This is a genomic window from Enterobacter sp. NFIX59 (genome assembly GCF_900113755.1).
Classification (GTDB): domain Bacteria; phylum Pseudomonadota; class Gammaproteobacteria; order Enterobacterales; family Enterobacteriaceae; genus Enterobacter; species Enterobacter pseudoroggenkampii.
Window position 1 is genome coordinate 51593 of record NZ_FOQN01000003.1, and the last position, 17537, is coordinate 69129.

13 protein-coding genes are annotated in these 17537 nt (G+C 55.6%); 6 read left to right on the plus strand and 7 right to left on the minus strand.

The features are described from left to right. From fhuA to hrpB, 7 genes are all read right to left on the minus strand, one after another. Window positions 1–2211: a ferrichrome porin FhuA gene (gene fhuA / locus BM007_RS12380; protein WP_048990251.1), complete on the minus strand. Its 2211-nt coding sequence runs from the start codon at window positions 2209–2211 to the stop codon at window positions 1–3. Between the two features lie 205 nt (window positions 2212–2416). After that, window positions 2417–3421 carry a fimbrial protein gene (locus BM007_RS12385; protein WP_090419000.1) on the minus strand — a complete coding sequence of 335 codons (1005 nt, stop codon included), beginning with the start codon at window positions 3419–3421 and terminating at the stop codon, window positions 2417–2419. Window positions 3422–3433: 12 nt separating this feature from the next. Continuing rightward, the gene (locus tag BM007_RS12390; protein ID WP_024907506.1) at window positions 3434–5911 is read right to left on the minus strand and encodes a fimbria/pilus outer membrane usher protein; all 2478 of its coding nucleotides are present in this window, start codon (window positions 5909–5911) and stop codon (window positions 3434–3436) included. Window positions 5912–5931: 20 nt separating this feature from the next. Then, window positions 5932–6645: a fimbrial biogenesis chaperone gene (locus BM007_RS12395; RefSeq protein ID WP_090419003.1), complete on the minus strand. Its 714-nt coding sequence runs from the start codon at window positions 6643–6645 to the stop codon at window positions 5932–5934. 42 nt (window positions 6646–6687) lie between these two features. Next, entirely contained in the window at window positions 6688–7260 is a 573-nt protein-coding gene (locus BM007_RS12400) for a fimbrial protein (RefSeq protein ID WP_175557801.1), read from the minus strand. Between the two features lie 346 nt (window positions 7261–7606). Then, on the minus strand, window positions 7607–10132 hold the full coding sequence (gene mrcB, locus BM007_RS12405) for a bifunctional glycosyl transferase/transpeptidase (RefSeq protein ID WP_024907503.1): 2526 nt from the start codon (window positions 10130–10132) through the stop codon (window positions 7607–7609). 144 nt (window positions 10133–10276) lie between these two features. Then, window positions 10277–12706: an ATP-dependent helicase HrpB gene (gene hrpB / locus BM007_RS12410; protein ID WP_090419008.1), complete on the minus strand. Its 2430-nt coding sequence runs from the start codon at window positions 12704–12706 to the stop codon at window positions 10277–10279. Window positions 12707–12779: 73 nt separating this feature from the next. Between hrpB and thpR the strand changes: the two genes are divergently transcribed. The 6 genes from thpR to folK all read left to right on the plus strand — a co-directional run bounded on the left by thpR (window position 12780) and on the right by folK (window position 17526). Beyond that, window positions 12780–13334, plus strand: coding sequence for an RNA 2',3'-cyclic phosphodiesterase (gene thpR, locus BM007_RS12415; RefSeq protein ID WP_090419011.1), 555 nt, complete (start codon window positions 12780–12782; stop codon window positions 13332–13334). Then, the gene (gene sfsA / locus BM007_RS12420) at window positions 13324–14028 is read left to right on the plus strand and encodes a DNA/RNA nuclease SfsA (RefSeq protein ID WP_024907500.1); all 705 of its coding nucleotides are present in this window, start codon (window positions 13324–13326) and stop codon (window positions 14026–14028) included. Before thpR ends, sfsA begins: the two co-directional genes overlap by 11 nt. A 176-nt stretch (window positions 14029–14204) precedes the next feature. Beyond that, window positions 14205–14660, plus strand: a complete 456-nt coding sequence (gene dksA / locus BM007_RS12430; RefSeq protein ID WP_001155232.1) for an RNA polymerase-binding protein DksA — start codon at window positions 14205–14207, stop codon at window positions 14658–14660. A 59-nt stretch (window positions 14661–14719) separates the two neighbouring features. Then, window positions 14720–15610: a tRNA glutamyl-Q(34) synthetase GluQRS gene (gene gluQRS / locus BM007_RS12435; RefSeq protein ID WP_090419014.1), complete on the plus strand. Its 891-nt coding sequence runs from the start codon at window positions 14720–14722 to the stop codon at window positions 15608–15610. A 42-nt stretch (window positions 15611–15652) separates the two neighbouring features. Next, window positions 15653–17050, plus strand: a complete 1398-nt coding sequence (gene pcnB / locus BM007_RS12440) for a polynucleotide adenylyltransferase PcnB (protein ID WP_073961632.1) — start codon at window positions 15653–15655, stop codon at window positions 17048–17050. Continuing rightward, window positions 17047–17526 carry a 2-amino-4-hydroxy-6-hydroxymethyldihydropteridine diphosphokinase gene (gene folK, locus BM007_RS12445; RefSeq protein ID WP_090419018.1) on the plus strand — a complete coding sequence of 160 codons (480 nt, stop codon included), beginning with the start codon at window positions 17047–17049 and terminating at the stop codon, window positions 17524–17526. The genes pcnB and folK overlap by 4 nt, the downstream gene beginning before the upstream one ends. The last annotated feature ends 11 nt before the right edge of the window (window positions 17527–17537 follow it).

The following is a 17537-nucleotide window of genomic DNA, read 5'->3' on the forward strand; positions in this document are numbered from 1 at the left end:
TTAGAAGCGGAAGGTCGCGGTGGCAACAACCTGACGTCCTGCGCCCCAGTAGCATGCATATTCGCTGTAGCAGCTGGAGACGTATTCACGATCGAAGATGTTGTTCACGTTGACGCCGACGGATGAGCCCGGCAGTCCAAAGCGTGCCAGGTCGTATTTCACGGTCGCGTCAGCCAGTGCGTAGCCCGCGACGTTGAACGACTGGTAGGCTTTTGGCGACGAGGCAGAGTAGTAGGACACGGTGTTACCGATGTAACGGGTGCCTGCCCCTACTGTCAGACCGCTCAACGCCGTCTCGTGGAAGGTGTAATCTGCCCACAGAGACGCCATGTTACGCGGCACTTCCGCCGGACGACGGCCTTCATACCAGGTATCGTGCGTGTATTCCGCATCAGTAAAGCTATAGGACGCCGTCACGTTCACGTTGGCAGACACTGCCGCTTTCGCTTCCAGTTCGAAACCGCGAGAGCGAATTTCACCGCCCTGTACGCTAAAGCCGCTGGTCGGGTTCGCAGGATCGGCCGTCAGGTTGTTGTTTTTGGTCAGCTGATACACAGCAGCGGTGACCACAACAGGCAGATCTTTCGGTACATACTTCACGCCCGCTTCATACTGCTTGCCGCGAGCCGGATCGAACGGTTTGCCGCCCTGGGTTGCGCCGGAAATAGGCTCGAAGGATTCGCTATAGCTGAAGTACGGCGTAATACCGTTATCAAACAGGTAGTTGATCCCGCCGCGCCAGGTGAACGCCCGATCGTTGATTTCAGCCGTCGTGTCGGAGGAACGCGTCAGTGTGGACGTTTTGGCAAAATCATAGCGTCCACCCAGGGTCAGTACCCACTTATCCCACTCAGCCTGATCCTGCGCGTACAGGCCCGTTTGCTCCTGACGATTGAGCACGGCATACGGGAAGTTCACGTTGATATTGGCATTGTTGTGCTGCGGATTCGTCATGCTGATAGGGTCAGCGCTGCCGTAATCTGCATCAATATCGTTACGCATGCGCAGGTAATCGACGCCCGTTAACAGAGTATGATCCACTGCACCGGTCGCAAATTTGGACTGCAGCTGGGTATCGACCGTGAACGAGTTGAGGTCCTCATCAGAGCGCACGTACGCGCGGCTGATCTGAGCCGGTGCAATATAGCCGTTACCGTAAACGGAACGGTAAAGCGTATTGATTTTGGTGTAGCGCAGGTTTTGACGCACGGTAAAGGTGTCATCAAACTGATGGGAGAAGCTGTAGCCCACCATTTTCTGGCGACGGGAGATCTTGTTGTCTTCGTCACCTTCGTTGAAATCGGTCGGCAGCTTGTGCGCGTTGCCGTTGGCGTCGTAGTAAGGCACAACGGTACCTTCCCGCGGCAGCCAGCCGTAATAGCCTGCATCCGGATCGCTCTGGAAGTTGCTCAGGAAAGTAAAATCGGTTTTATCGTCAGGACGCCAGCTGAAAGCAGGCGCAATGGCGTAGCGGGTGGACTTAACCATTTCCTGCTGCGCATTTTCGCTGCGCCCCAGACCGGTCAGACGGTATGACCACACGCCGTCATCATCAATCGCATCGCTGAAATCAAACCCAGTCTGCCACAGGTTATCGGTACCCATTTTGAACTGAATTTCTTTCAGTGGCTCGGTGGTTGGCCGCTTGCTGACCATGCTGACCACGCCGCCCGGGTGACTTTTACCGTACAAAACGGACGTAGGGCCGCGCAGCAGCTCGACGCGCTCAAGGAAATACGGATCCATGGACGCTTCAGAATAGTTATCACCCTGCAGCTTCATCCCGTCCAGATACTGGTTGGTATTCACGGTACTGGAGGTGGTGAACCCACGAATAGAAACAACATCATACGTTGTTGACGCACCGCGTGTTGCGAACACGCTCGGCGTATAGGCCAGCGCCTGTTTAACCGTCCCCGGCTGCTTCATGTCCATCTCTTCACGGGTGACGACAGAAATAGACTGCGGGGTTTTCTCAATCGGGGTATCGGTCTTGGTCGCGGTGGCGGTGCGTTTAGCCGCAATCGTGGGTGCCGGTCCCCAGGCACTTTCCTGTGCCGCAGGTGCTGCGGTTACCGTGATAGTTTCTTCTTTTTTCGGGGTTTCGGCCGCATGAGCATACGCGGACACGCCGGCAACCGCTGTGGCGACGACGACCGCGAGTTTACGCAGCGACGTGTTCATTGGCTGAGCAGTATTGGAAAGCGCCATGATGTTTCTCTGATGGAAAAGTGAATGATAACGTAAACGAGAATTATTATTATGAGCGCCAGAATAATATGCGAAACGCGGGTTGCATAGCAAGCAGTAAGCAGCCCTACAAGATTTAAGGGTTTAAGAATTAACCAGATGAAAAGAGTGGGTTAATAAGGATAGCGAAATGATCGCTAAAGCCCGCCAAAACGGGCAGAGAGGGTTAACGGTAAAATACCTCGAACGTGGCGACGGAATCGACTTTGCCCGCTTTAACCTCCCCCGTTTTGATGTAGCGCGCCTTGAGAGGGATTTCAACGGGGATCTTGTCCTGCGTACTGGTTATCGCCGTGTAGTTCTGATCAAACTGCAGCACCGTATTATTCTTATCAAGAATTTGGATGCCGACACCCGCGGCGGCGGAATCTCCGGCAGCGATGCCGAGGATATTGCCGTTCTTCACGCCCGTTGAGCCCGCGCTGGTGAACTGATAATCGATCTTTGTCCCCGCAGAACAGTCGGTGATTTCAATCTTAAAACTGCTGTCGGTAAGTATCTCTGAGTATTGCCCGTCAAAATCCTGAACGTTGACCGTTTTAAGAGGCACATAAATGTTACGGTCGACCAGGTTACAGGTGTTGGTTGTAATGCGAACGCTGGCAGGAGAAAAGCGCATTTCACCGATCACCACGTTCCCCAGGATATCCATTGAGGTTAATCGTGAGGTATCGAGATATCCTTCCTGAATATCGCCCGTTATCACCAGCTGCGCAGTGGCGCGAAAGGTAGATACTCCATGCGAATAGCCATGTGTTGAGCCAATATAGTGCATTGGCCTGACAAGATCCTCGTCATTATAGTTTGGTAACTGCTCATTCGAGGAAGCGGCCCGAATTCCAATCCCCGGGACATTAGTTTGATAAACGCCAGGCATAACATCTTCACGCGCATCGCTTTCCGTCAAGGAGAGATAGCCTCGCCGTATTTGCGCTTCACCAGTGCAGTCTATGGCCACTTCTTTACTTTCAACGCTGTCATCGTAAATGATTGTGCCTTTCGGGGTATCAGGAGCAACAATAATCACCGGCGGAAGTTGAAACGTCACCACAGCATCCACGCCAGAGCTGCCGTTAAAAGTACAGTCTGCTCGAGCTGAATGGAAAAAGGCGGTCGCCAGCAACATCAGCACGGGTAAGAAAAACGTTTTCATGGAAAAGTGTAGATTCATGAAATACCTCTTTTAATGACAGTTGACCGTGGCTTTCACGATCCCTGCTGAGCCCTGGGAGGGAAGATCCAGCTCTCCATGACACTGATGAACGTGTTCTTCCCCCCACTGCACGCTAAACGTTGTTTTGCCGGACAGCCCCGTGAGGTAAACCTCACCGTCATCCCCGACGATGGCGGTGGTACTCTCCAGCGCTACCACAGCCCCAAACGGAACGGGCTTACCTGCGTAGAGCAAGGTCACCAGCGCGCGTCGTCCAACGCGAGCATCGAAGGTCGCGTGCAGAGCCGCCCCTTTCGTCGGCACGAGATCGAGCGTTGCCGCATCGATATCAATATCTTCCCGATCCTGTGTATTTACGGTGATGACGTTGTGCCGATAGGCCGTCATAGAGGGCACTATGGCGTTACCAAAACGGTCTGTAGAGATGCCGCGCCCGTTTTGCACTTTGATGTTATCGCCATCCTTAATGTGCACAATGGCAAAAGCGTCGCGTACGGGTTGCCCCAGCGTCACGCCATGCTCGTGGGCAACGATCGACCCCTGCGCGCTGTAGTTCCACTGTCTATTATCACCGCTGTAGCTGTAGCTCATCCCGACCTCACCGGAAGCGCCACGGTAACGCCCGGACAGGCTGCCGCCGTAGCCGGTATTCTGATTGGCATAGCTCTGCTGGAGGTTGTAGCTCAGCTTATTGTCCTCCAGCGCGGTGCCGCCGAGCCCGACCTGATGTGAAACAAACCCACCGCTGGCGGTGTTAGCGCTGTAGGTTGCCCAGGAGTCAGGCAGCCACTTTGAGAACGGAATGTTGACCGTCAACGCCATCTGCCGGTCGGTATTGGCGTCCGGGGTGCGGGTCAGGTTGTAGCTTATCGACCAGGTGATATTGCGCCAGCTGGAGCTCAGCCCCGCGCTGACGCTGCGCTCATGGCCGTCCATATCCCAGTAATCCTGCTGATAGCCGTTGAGATAAGCCGAGCCCCAGTCTGAAATACGCTGGGAAAGGTTTAGCTGCATGCGGCTACGGCGGTTGTTGGTTCTGCGATAGGTATAAATGCCGTCATCGATCTCGCCGTCACGCCGATCGATAGCTTCCTGAAAGGTATAAAACCCCGAGGTAGAGTAGCGGTAGCTGGCAAGCGTGACGGTCGTATCCGTGTCAGGGATATCTTTGGAGTACTGGGCCCGCCACGATAAACCGCTGGCATCGTCAAGCCCGTCATCAAACGCGGTACGCGCGGCGGTGAAGTCGACAGATGCGGAGCCGAAGTGCCCCAGGTCGGCACCAAGCCCCAGCAGCAGCGCATGATACAGTGACGCCCCCAGCGCGCCGGTATAGGCCGTGACGCCGTAAGGCAGACCATAGATAGCCGTACCTTGCGCAAAGATGGGTTCATCTTCACCTTCATTACCGCGATAGCGCCCTGCTGCCAGCGAGTACTTAAAACCGCCTTCTCGCTGTAACACCGGCACCGACGCGCTGGCCTGAATGAAGCTATGCTCGCTGCCATCCGCCTCTTCGACGGTCACTTCCAGATCGGCTCCGGAAGTCACCTGGCTCAAGTCGCGGATCTCAAAAGGCCCTGGCGAGACGTTTGTCTGATAGATGGTATAGCCGTTTTGCTTGATGGTGACTTTCGCGTCGCTATTCGCAATACCTCGCACAACGGGCGCAAAGCCTTGCTGGCTGACGGGCAGCATAGCGGTGTCCGTTTCCAGCTTCACGCCGGTCATCTGGACGCTGTCAAAAAGCTCGCCATTGGTATACGTCTGCCCCATCTCAAGCTGGCTTTTCAACGCTTTGATGTCACGCTGTAAAGTGCTGGCGATAGCCTCCCAGCCGGAAGCATCGCTCCAGGTGCTGTTATTACGCAGTCGCCACGCGCCAAGATTCATCCCCGACTCCAGACCCAGCCAGGTTGAAGAGGCTTTGCCCGAACTATAGTGTTGCTGAGAGCCGCTGAGCTGATAGCTTGTCCAGGCGGCAGGCGCGCCGTCATCCCAGAATTTCGGGTTAATCGCTCCGGCGGCGGCGCGATCGCGATAGATCTGCGGAATGACCAGCTTCAGGGTCTGGTTATCCTGATCGTAATCGTAGCGTGCATTTTCAATGAAATGAGAGATGTCCCGAACGTAAGCCTCGTCGTCCAGACCCTTTAAGTCAGGGATCGTGTCAACTTTCACGCCGTATTCGCGCAGGTCCGCTTTGGTCAGCTCCGGCAGCAGATGCTGTTTGTCGTCAGAAAGCACATAGGTGAGCGTACGTGTATCCAGCACGTCCCGATCCCACATAATCGTCGTGGGGTAGCTCCCCGCAAGTAAGCCATTATCATTGATGAATTTTTTGAGCGTGGAGGTATTTTCGAGAGGGGTATCCAGTTCAAGGATCCGCAGGTTGAATTCGTCATCCGCACTTGCAGGCTGGATCGCGGCGAGCAGCGCCAGCGCGATCCCGGACAGTACCTGTTTGTGAAGTAAAGATGACGACATAACTTACCAACATGATCGATTTAAAGAGCCTGCTTGCGTAGAGGAGTCTGGGCGCCGAAATCATTAATAGCCGTCCAGGTCACCGCGCCATTTGCCGCTTTTGGTAGCGCGAAACTCTGCTTGCTAAACGGTGCAACCATCATTGAAATGGCACCCGGCGTGGTTTTGGTCTCTTTCACCGGTACATTTTTCCCGCCAACGGCCAGTTCGCCAAAAGAGACGTAAAAAGGGGTGGGGTTGTTTGCAATTAGCGTCTCACCCTGACGATGGAACGTGATTTTTTCATAGGCTCCCAGGGCATCGGTTTCCTTCAGTTGAGCAGGACGCCAGAAAAGCTTCAGGCGCGTTTTCATCGCGAACTGCAGCGTGTTTTTCTCTTTCAGATCGCGCGACAGAGCAGAGACGGATTTCACATTCGCCAGAAAAAGTGATTCGCGGTCTGCCGGCAGGCTGTTTTTATCGCCGGTAAAAATAACGTGTAATAGCGTCTGACGATTTTCCTGCAACTTATAGACAGGCGGCGTAATAATAAAGGGAGCCTTTGCATCATTGGGATAACTGACCCAGCTTTGCACCAGATAACGCGTATGAGGATCTTTATTTTTAAGTGCGATTTGTACTTCAGATTTATTCGATGGATAAATAATTCGCGTACCACCGAGAACAACGCTTGCCTGCACTGAAAAGCAAGAGATAATTAAACAACCACATAACAATTTAAATAACGTCTTCATACAGCGTTCCAGGAGGCAGCCGTTCAGGCTGCCAATAATTGCTTAGCGATAGACAACCTCAAATGTGGCTGAGGAGGAGTAATGACCCGCGGTTGGCGCGGCATCACCGACCTGAATCACTTTCGCGGTGTAGTTAAAGACAGAAGCCGCTGCGCCGGTCGGATCGTTAGCCACGTCGGTGCCCGCATCCGGTACTGAACCGTCGAAGACCACATCGCCTTTGGAGCCGTTGTCGTTGCTGACAATGATGCCAACGTTAGTGGCGTTGCCTGCGCCGGAGAGATCGTTCTTCAAACGCTTGTACGCGGCGTCTGTCGTTGTGCCGCTGAACTTGAGGTTCAGTTTGGCGACCAGCGGGTCACATTTTTTTACTTCAATCTTAAAAGCTTTAGACGTCCCGACCTGACCGTCGATGCCAAAGTCTGAAGGATAAGTATCTGCGAATGTGACGGTGGATTCATTGGTCCCCGTACCATCAACATTGATCTCGCAGGTATCCGCCACAATTTTTCCGGCGAAATTTACCGTACCTGAATCATTCGCTGCAAAGACCGGCAGCGACAAAGCCGCCATAATGCTTCCGGCCAATAAAGAAGAAATAATTATCTTATTCATAACAACATCCTTATATATGTTTATAATGGAATCCATTCCTGGGAAAAATACTTTTCGCCAGAATGCCATTTAAAATTGGACGTCACTTAGCCCCGAAAAACCATTAATAAGAACATCCCATGAGGAAAGTGAAATTCACGAACTTAATTACATCAGATTAATCTTTACCGTGTCCAGCAGGATGGCGAATAAAATAGTTTAAAGTGATACCAACGCACTGATTAAAAAAAGAAAAATCACGCATTAATAATTCTTAATTAGACATTTACTAAAATTAAAATAAGAATAAATGTTAAGACAAAAAAAGCCGCTTATCACTAAGCGGCTTTTTTATTCAGGAAACTAATCAGTTTCCGCCAAACATGTCCTTAATCCAGCCGGCTACGCCATCGCTGTCTTTCTTCTCATTCTGCTGCTGCGGCTGTTGCTGCTGCGGCTGCTGTGGCTGAGAAGACTGATCGAACGGGTTGCCCGTCGGCTGTTCAGGCTGGCTCTGCTGGCACAGGGAATCCGGGTTGGTTGTCCAGACCGGCAGGGTACGCATTCCGCCACCGCAGACAAAGTTACCGGAGCTGTCCACGCCCATATCCACGATATCTTCCGGTGCAACGAGGTTCAGCGGCACCGGTGACTGATTGGCCAGATAGCGCTGGTAAATCGACATCGCCCCGCTCGCCCCGTACAGTTTGGTCGGCTGGTTGTTGTCGCGGCCTACCCAGGTGATCACCACTTCGCGGCCATCAATACCGGCAAACCAGGTATCAACGTTGTTGTTGGTGGTCCCGGTTTTACCCGCCAGATGCAGACCCGGATACTTCGCCCCCAGCTGACGCCCGGTACCACGCTGCACCACCTGCTGCATGGTCCACAGCGTCATGTAGGCGGCCTGAGCAGGAACGGCACGCTCTGCCTGCGGGAAGCTCTGATACAGCACGGAGCCATCTTCGGCAATCACCGAACGCAGGGCAGACAGCGGTGCGCGGTTACCCCCGCTGGCAATGGTCTGGAAAGCCTGGGCGACTTCGATCGGCGTCAGGTTAAGCGCGCCGAGGATCATTGCCGGCACCGGGTGCAGCTGATCTTTCGATACGCCCAGTTTTTGCCAGGTGTCGACAATCGCTGGCAGTCCCAGCGACATGCCCAGGTTAACGGTTGGTACGTTCATGGAACGCGTTAACGCATCCACCAGCATCACCTGACCGCTGAACTGTTTATCATCGTTCTGCGGTGACCACACCTGGCCGTTAGGCTGGCGCAGGGAGATAGGCGCATCCGCAATCCAGGTATTCAGACGATACTGGTTTGGCTGACTCAGGGCAGTGAGATAGGTCGCCGGTTTTGCCAGAGAACCGATCGAGCGACGCGCCTGCATGGCACGGTTGTAGCCTGCAAACTGCGGCTCGGCACCGCCCACCATCGCACGCACTTCGCCGGAGTTGCGATCAACCACTACCATCGCGGTTTCAAGATCGGAGAGCTTACGCTGTTTCTTCAGCGCAGGAATGCCTTCCACCGCCGCTTTTTCTGCCGCATCCTGCGCCACGGAGTCAAAGGTGGTGAAGATCTTCACGCCGGAGAGATCTTTGACCTTATCGCCAAGCTTGCTTTGCAGCTCCTGACGCACCAGCTGCATAAACGCAGGCTGAGGCGAAATCACACCGCCGCGCGGCTGAACGCCAAGCGGACGTGCGCTCAGCATGTCGTACAGCTCCTGATCAATCACCTGCTGTTGTTGCAGCAGACGCAGCACCAGGTTACGACGCTCCAGCGCCAGTTTCGGGTTACGCCACGGGTTATAGATGGACGCCCCTTTCACCATGCCCACCAGCAGCGCCTGCTGATCCAGGCTCAGCTCCTCCACCGGACGACCAAAGTAGTACAGGCTCGCCAGCGGGAAGCCGCGGATTTCGTTATCGCCGCTCTGACCGAGATACACCTCGTTCATGTACAGCTCAAGGATGCGATCCTTGCTGTAGCGCGCATCCATCAGCACGGCCATGTAGGCTTCGTTCGCTTTACGCCAGTAAGAACGTTCGCTGGAGAGGAACAGGTTCTTCACCAGCTGCTGGGTCAGCGTACTCGCGCCCTGTACGGTACGGCCGGCAGTCAGGTTAGCCAACACCGCACGACCAATCGAGTAGAGGCTGATGCCATCATGCTCGTAGAAGTGGCGGTCTTCGGTTGCCAGCAGGGTATCGACCAGCAGATCCGGGAAGCCGTTACGCGCCACGAACAGGCGCTGCTCGCCGTTTGCTGACGAAAGCATGGTGATCAGACGCGGATCGAGACGGAAGAAACCAAACTGACGGTTGTTATCCATGTTCTCGATGGTATCCAGACGATCGCCGTCAAAGGTCAGACGCGCGCGCACCTGCCCCTCTTTGCTGTCCGGGAAATCAAACGGACGACGGATCATCTCAATGCTGTTGGACTGCACGGTAAATTCGCCAGGCCGCGTCATTTTTGACACCTGACGATACTGGGTGGCTTCGAGCAGTTTAACCATCTCGTTCTTCGTGATGGACATATCTGGCTCAAGGTTCACCATACGGCCATATACTGCCGCAGGTAACTGCCAGACTTTACCGTCGATACGGCTGCGGATCTTCTGATCCAGATACACGCCGTAAATCGCCATCAGGACGACAAAAACAATGAACAGCTTCAGCAGCAGCCAGAACCAGCCGCGCTTGCCCCGAGGCTTACGCCCTTTGCCTTTTCCATTACGCGGCATCGGTTCTTCATCCTCATAATCGTCTTCATAGTCATCGTCATAGTCCTCATCTCTGAGGCGACGACGGCTTACCTTTTCTTTCGCCGGACGCGTTGGTTTTCCCTTACGTCCTATTGGCTCGCGGTCATTCCCCGCCATGCTTTTTCTCCGCAACTTTCAGGCGCAAAGGCCAGATTTTCTTTTCTTTCACAGGCCTGTGAAAGAAGAAATCTCTCAAAATTTGTTTTCTCCCTCTCCCTGTGGGAGAGAGTTGGGGTGAGGGCATCAGGCCGCACATCCCTTTCAGGAATATTTCTTCGTCCGCCTCGTCGGCGCCGTATTCGCCGGATCGTCCGGCCAGACATGTTTGGGGTATCGCCCCTTCATCTCTTTTTGCACTTCACGGTAGCTTCCCGCCCAGAACGCCCCCAAATCTCGAGTGATTTGTAATGGACGATGCGCAGGCGACAGCAGCTCAAGCACTAACGGCACACGCCCTTCCGCAATGGACGGCGTGGTGGCCTCACCAAACATCTCCTGCATCCGAACCGCCAGCGCCGGCGGATTATCCTCATGATAACGGATGGCAATCCGGCTTCCGGTGGGCACAGTGTAATGCCCTGGCAGTTCACTATCCAGACGTTGACGTAATGACCAGTCCAGTAAATTCTGTAACGCGACCTTAACATCAAGGGCTTTCAGCGCCCGAAGCGAGTGAACACCGTGCATTTGCGGCAGCAGCCAGCGCTCCAGAGAGCCCAGCAATGTCTCATCATCGACTGCGGGCCAGTCATACTCCGGCAGCCAACGTGCAGCACAATGCAGGCGAAGACGATACTGTTCAGCCTCTGGTGACCAGTTCAGCCCGCCTAATCCTTTTTCCCGAATGCCGTTCAGCATAGCCTGATGAAGCTCTTCTTCCGACGGCTTCGCCAACGGCTTCGTCCCGAGGGTCAGTTTACCAATCTGGCTACGCCGAAACGCCTTCAGCGTACCCTGGGCATCATCCCACTCAACGATGTCCGATTGCTGAAGCAGCTGCGGACAGGTACGGGTCAGGGCGTCAATATCTATGGCTATCGCCTGCAGGATACGCGCATCCGGGGAGTGACTCCCCTGCAGCAGGAGCGGCGCAATCAGCCACTCGTGACGCGTCAGGGCATCATCACTGTCCAGCATCGCTCCCATGCCGTTTGCCAGCTGGTAGCGACCGTCCAGCCCGCGCCGACGCGCAATCCTGTCCGGGAAGGCCTGCGCCAGCAGCCGGGGAATGCTCTCACTGTCCGGTACGCCGCCGCGGCTGTTAAGCCGTTTACCGAGCTGCTGCGCCCGCTGCTGCCAGTTCCCCTGACTGCGCGAAAACGCCTGCCCCAGATCGCTGCTGCCACCGCGCGGCGGCTCCTCAAGAATAGCCGCCAGTTTGGCCGCCGTGGCAATTTCATCGTCCCCCTGCGCGGCCGCCAGCATCGCGGCCAGACGCGGATCGTTGCCCAGTGCCGCCATTTTCTGGCCGCGCGCCGTCAGACGTTCGCCTTCCAGCGCGCAAAGCTGGGTCAGCAGATTGCGCGCAGCGGCGAGATTCACGGCAGGCGGAGAATCAAGCCAGGTAAGCTGTCCAGGATCCGGACAGCCCCACTGAAGCAGATCCATCACCAGGCCCGACAAATCACTTTGTAAAATTTCCGGCGTGCTTTGCTGTGCAGCGCGTTCAGCCTGTTCCGCGCTGGTCAAATGCAGGCAGATACCCGGCTCAAGACGCCCCGCGCGGCCCGCGCGCTGCATCATCGACGCCTGGCTAATGCGTTGCGTCAGAAGTTTAGTCAGCCCGGTACGCGGGTCAAAGCTTGCCACCCTCTCCTGGGCGCTATCCACCACCAGGCGAATCCCTTCAATGGTCAAACTGGTTTCAGCAATGTTGGTTGCCAGCACCACCTTGCGCTGCCCCACCGGGGCCGGAAGGATGGCTTTACGCTGATCCTGGAGCGACAGCGCGCCGTAGAGCGGGCAAAGCAGCACATCACCGGCTACGCGGGTAGAAAGCTGTTCCTGCACGCGCTGGATCTCACCGACACCCGGCAAAAACAGCAGCAGGGAACCGGGCTCCTGGCGCAGCAGCTCAGCGGTGGCAATGGCGACCGCCTCGTCAAAACGCTGGTGGGAGGGAAGCGGTTGATAGCGGCGTTCTACCGGAAACGCCCGCCCTTCAGAGCTGATGACCGGTGCATCGGGTAGCGCCTGCCGTAGCCGCTCGTTATCCAGCGTGGCCGACATAATCAGCAGCCGGAGATCGTCACGCAGTCCCTGCTGAACGTCCAGCAACAGCGCGAGGGCCAGATCCGCCTGCAGGCTACGCTCGTGGAATTCATCCAGGATCACCAGCCCGACGCCGGTGAGCTCCGGATCGTTTTGCAGCATGCGGGTGAGAATACCCTCGGTGACCACTTCGAGGCGCGTGCTCGGCCCCACGCAGGTCTCGGCGCGCATCCGGTAACCTACCGTTTCGCCCGGTTTTTCATTCAGCAGTTCCGCCAGACGCTGCGCCACGTTGCGCGCGGCCAGCCTGCGCGGCTCCAGCAGGATAATTTTCCCGCTGATGTTCCCGTCTTTCAGAATCTGCAGCGGCAGCCAGGTGGACTTCCCCGCACCCGTCGGGGCATTCAGCAAAACCTGCGGGGCATGATGTAAGGCAGCGAGAAGCTCAGGAAGAACGACGGCGACCGGCAATGAGGACACTAACAGCTCCAGAGGGTTAACATTAGTCGGCGTACATTGTAGCATCGGCGCATATCATTACCGAGTCCTCCGTATGCCTGAGTCCAAACGGCTGTTTTTTGCCATTGAATTGCCCACCGCGATACAGCGTCAAATTGTTCGCTGGCGCGCCGAACGCTTCCCGCCGGAAGCCGGTCGCCCTGTCGCGGCGGCTAACCTGCACCTGACGCTGGCCTTTTTGGGCGACGTCAGTGCCGAAAAGCAGCGGGCGTTAGCCGCAATGGCCGGGCGTATTGCCCAGCCGGAATTTACGCTGCACCTCGACGATGCGGGTCAGTGGCTGCGTTCGCGCGTGGTCTGGCTGGGCACGCGCCAGCCACCGCGCGGATTATTGCAGCTTGCGAACATGCTGCGCGCGCAGGCGGCGCGCAGCGGCTGTTATCAGAGCCCGCAGCCGTTTCATCCACATATCACGCTGCTGCGCGATGCCGGTCAGGCCGTTGCCATCCCGCCGCCGGGTTTTCACTGGGCTTTTCCGGTCAACGGATTCGCGCTTTACGAATCCGTCTTTGCACAGGGACGCACCCGCTATACGCCGCTACAGCGCTGGACGCTGGGCAACACCGAAAGGAATTCTGATGAAGTTTAGTCCTCCCCTGCAGCACGCTACGCTTATCCAACGCTACAAACGCTTCCTCGCCGACGTGATCACCCCCGAAGGGATACAGCTCACCCTGCACTGTCCCAATACCGGTGCCATGACGGGCTGTGCGACGCCGGGTGACAGGGTCTGGTATTCCACATCAGAAAATACTAAACGCAAATATGCCCATACCTGGGAAATGACCGAAACCCAAAATGGGGCATTTATTTGCGTTAACACCCTGCGCGCAAATCAACTGGTTAAGGAAGCGCTGACCCATGGCACCATTCCTGAACTGGTCGGTTATGGTACGCATAAAAGTGAAGTGAAATATGGCGATGAAAGCAGCAGAATTGACTTCATGTTACAGGCGGAAGACAGGCCGGAGTGCTATATTGAAGTGAAATCAGTGACGTTAGCGGAGCAGGAAAATGGCTACTTCCCGGATGCGGTAACGCTACGTGGCCAGAAGCATCTGCGAGAGCTAATGAGTGTTGCGGCGGCGGGCAAACGCGCCGTATTGCTGTTTGCGGTGTTGCATTCAGCCATTGAACGTTTCTCCCCTGCCCGCCATATTGATCCTAAATACGCGCAATTGTTGAATGAGGCACAAAAGCAGGGGGTAGAGGTTTTCGCTTATAAAGCGGAACTTTCTGCCGATAATATGACTCTGAGATCCTCTCTTCCCATTGTCTTATAAGGGATTAGACGATTGACGATTAAGTGTTCTGGCCGCGTGCGCAAATACGCTTTTCCTCACAGGCTTGTCAAGTGTTACGTTTAGATAATTGCCATCCGGAAAAGCATCTGCTATTTATAGCGACCTGATTTTTCCCCCAACACGGGGATCGATAGTGCGTGTTAAGGAGAAGCAACATGCAAGAAGGGCAAAACCGTAAAACATCGTCCCTGAGTATTCTCGCCATCGCTGGGGTGGAGCCGTATCAAGAGAAGCCGGGCGAAGAGTATATGAACGAAGCCCAGCTGTCGCACTTCAAGCGTATTCTTGAAGCATGGCGTAATCAACTCAGGGATGAAGTCGATCGCACCGTTACTCATATGCAGGATGAAGCTGCTAACTTCCCGGATCCGGTAGACCGTGCCGCTCAGGAAGAAGAGTTCAGCCTCGAACTGCGTAACCGTGACCGCGAACGCAAACTGATCAAAAAGATCGAGAAAACGCTGAAAAAAGTCGAAGACGAAGATTTTGGCTACTGCGAATCCTGCGGTGTTGAAATCGGTATTCGTCGCCTGGAAGCGCGTCCAACCGCCGATCTGTGCATCGACTGTAAAACGCTGGCCGAAATCCGCGAAAAACAGATGGCCGGTTAATACCAGCGCTGTTTACACACTCTAAAGGCGGGAGTCTCTCCCGCCTTGTTACTGTTGATATGTCTGAATCACACTATATTGGGCGCTTCGCGCCATCTCCTTCCGGTGAATTACACTTCGGCTCATTAATTGCCGCGCTCGGCAGCTACCTGCAGGCTCACGCCCGCCAGGGAAAATGGCTCGTCCGCATTGAAGATATTGACCCTCCGCGTGAAGTTCCCGGTGCTGCAGAGACGATTCTGCGTCAGCTGGAACATTACGGTCTTCACTGGGATGACGAGGTGCTGTGGCAGTCAAAACGTCACGGGGCGTATCGGGAACGTCTGGCCTGGCTTCGCGCACAGGGACTTTCCTATAACTGCACCTGCACCCGCGCGCGTATCCAGAGCGCAGGCGGCGTCTATGACGGCCACTGCCGCACGCTTAATCTTCCTCCGGAAAATGCCGCCGTGCGTATCAGTCAGCGCTCCCCGGTGACGCGCTTTACCGATTTACTCTCCGGTGAGATTCATGCCGATGAACGTCTGGCGCGTGAGGATTTTATTATTCACCGTCGCGATGGCCTGTTCGCCTATAACCTGGCCGTGGTGGTGGACGATCATTTCCAGGGCGTGACGGAAATTGTGCGCGGGGCGGATCTGGTCGAGCCGACCGTTCGACAAATCTCGCTGTATCACCAGTTTGGCTGGACGGCGCCGGACTACATTCATCTGCCGCTGGCGGTCAATGCGCAGGGCTTTAAATTGTCAAAGCAGAACCACGCCCCGGCCCTGCCAGACGGCGATCCGCGTCCTGTTTTGATCGACGCGCTGCGATTTCTCAACCAGAATGTAACCAACGAATGGCAGGATCTGCGTATTGACGAACTGCTGAAAATGGCCGTTGCCAACTGGACGCTCGCGGCAGTGCCAAAAATCCAGCATTCTCAAATGCGTTGCGCTGAGCTATGATTAGCCGCTTTTTTCATAACAAAACACACTACGAGGTGTACCATTTTTACCCGAGTCGCTAATTTTTGCCGTAAAGTGCTAAGCCGCGAAGAGAGCATGGCGAACGATGCTATTGCACAGCCACACATGTCGGTTATTCCGCGTGAGCAGCACACTATTTCCCGCAAAGATATCAGTGAAAATGCCCTCAAGGTGCTCTATCGACTGAATAAAGCGGGCTACGAGGCCTATCTCGTGGGCGGTGGAGTGCGTGATTTACTGCTGGGCAAAAAACCAAAAGATTTCGACGTGACGACCAGCGCCACGCCTGAGCAGGTGCGCAAATTATTCCGTAACTGTCGTCTCGTTGGCCGCCGTTTCCGTCTGGCTCACGTGATGTTTGGGCCGGAAATTATCGAAGTGGCGACCTTCCGCGGCCACCACGAAGCGGGCGCGTCCGATCGCACTACGTCACAGCGCGGCCAGAACGGTATGCTGCTGCGCGACAATATCTTCGGATCCATCGAAGAAGATGCCCAGCGTCGCGACTTCACCATCAATAGCCTTTATTACAGCGTGGCGGATTTCACCGTGCGCGATTACGTCGGCGGCATGCAGGACCTGAAAGAAGGTCTGATCCGTCTGATCGGCACGCCGGAAACGCGCTACCGTGAAGATCCCGTGCGTATGCTGCGCGCCGTGCGTTTCGCCGCCAAGCTGGATATGCGCATCAGCCCGGAAACGGCAGAGCCGATCCCGCGGCTGGCAACGCTGATTAACGACGTGCCGCCTGCTCGCCTGTTTGAAGAGGCTCTGAAGCTGCTGCAGGCCGGCCACGGCTTTGAAACCTATAATCTGCTGCGCGAATACAACCTGTTCCAGCCGCTGTTCCCGACCATTACCCGCTACTTCACCGAAAACGGTGACAGCCCAATGGAGCGGATGATTGCGCAGGTGCTGAAAAATACCGATACCCGCATTCGCAACGACATGCGCGTGAACCCGGCGTTCCTGTTTGCCGCAATGTTCTGGTATCCGCTGCTGGAAACGGCACAGCGTATTACCCAGGAGAGCGGGCTCGCCTATTACGATGCGTTCGCGCTGGCTGCCAACGACGTGCTGGACGAAGGCTGCCGCACACTCGCCATTCCGAAACGTATTACCACCCTGGTGCGCGACATCTGGCAGCTTCAGCTGCGCATGTCCCGTCGTCAGGGCAAACGCGCCTGGAAGCTGATGGAGCATCCTAAATTCCGCGCTGCCTTCGATCTCCTGTCGCTGCGTGCGGAAATTGAACGCAACCAGGAGCTGCAGCGTCTGGCGCAGTGGTGGGCTGAATTCCAGGTCTCCGCCCCGCCGGAGCAGAAAGATATGCTTACCGGGCTGGATGAAGAGCCGGAACCGCGTCGCCGTCATCGTCGTCCGCGCAAACGCGCGCCGCGTCGTGAAGGGACAGCATGACCCTCGCGTATATCGCCATCGGCAGCAATTTAGCCTCTCCGCTGGAGCAGGTGAATGCTGCCGTACAGGCGCTGGGCGAGATTCCGCAAAGCAAGATCGTGGCGGTCTCCTCGTTCTACCGCACGCCGCCGCTGGGGCCGCAGGATCAGCCCGATTACCTCAACGCCGCCGTGGTACTTGAAACTGCCCTTGATGCCGAAACACTGCTGGACAATACCCAGCGCATCGAACTGCAGCAGGGCCGCGTACGCAAAGCCGAACGCTGGGGACCGCGCACGCTGGACCTCGACATTATGCTGTTTGGTCACGAGACGATTAACACTGAACGTCTCACCGTTCCGCATTACGATATGAAAAATCGCGGGTTTATGCTCTGGCCGCTCTATGAAGTCGCCCCCAATCTCATCTTCCCGGATGGCACCTCACTTAAGTCCATTCTGGACAACCTCAACGCGGAAAAACCCGCTCGCTGGTGATCGGGTTCCCC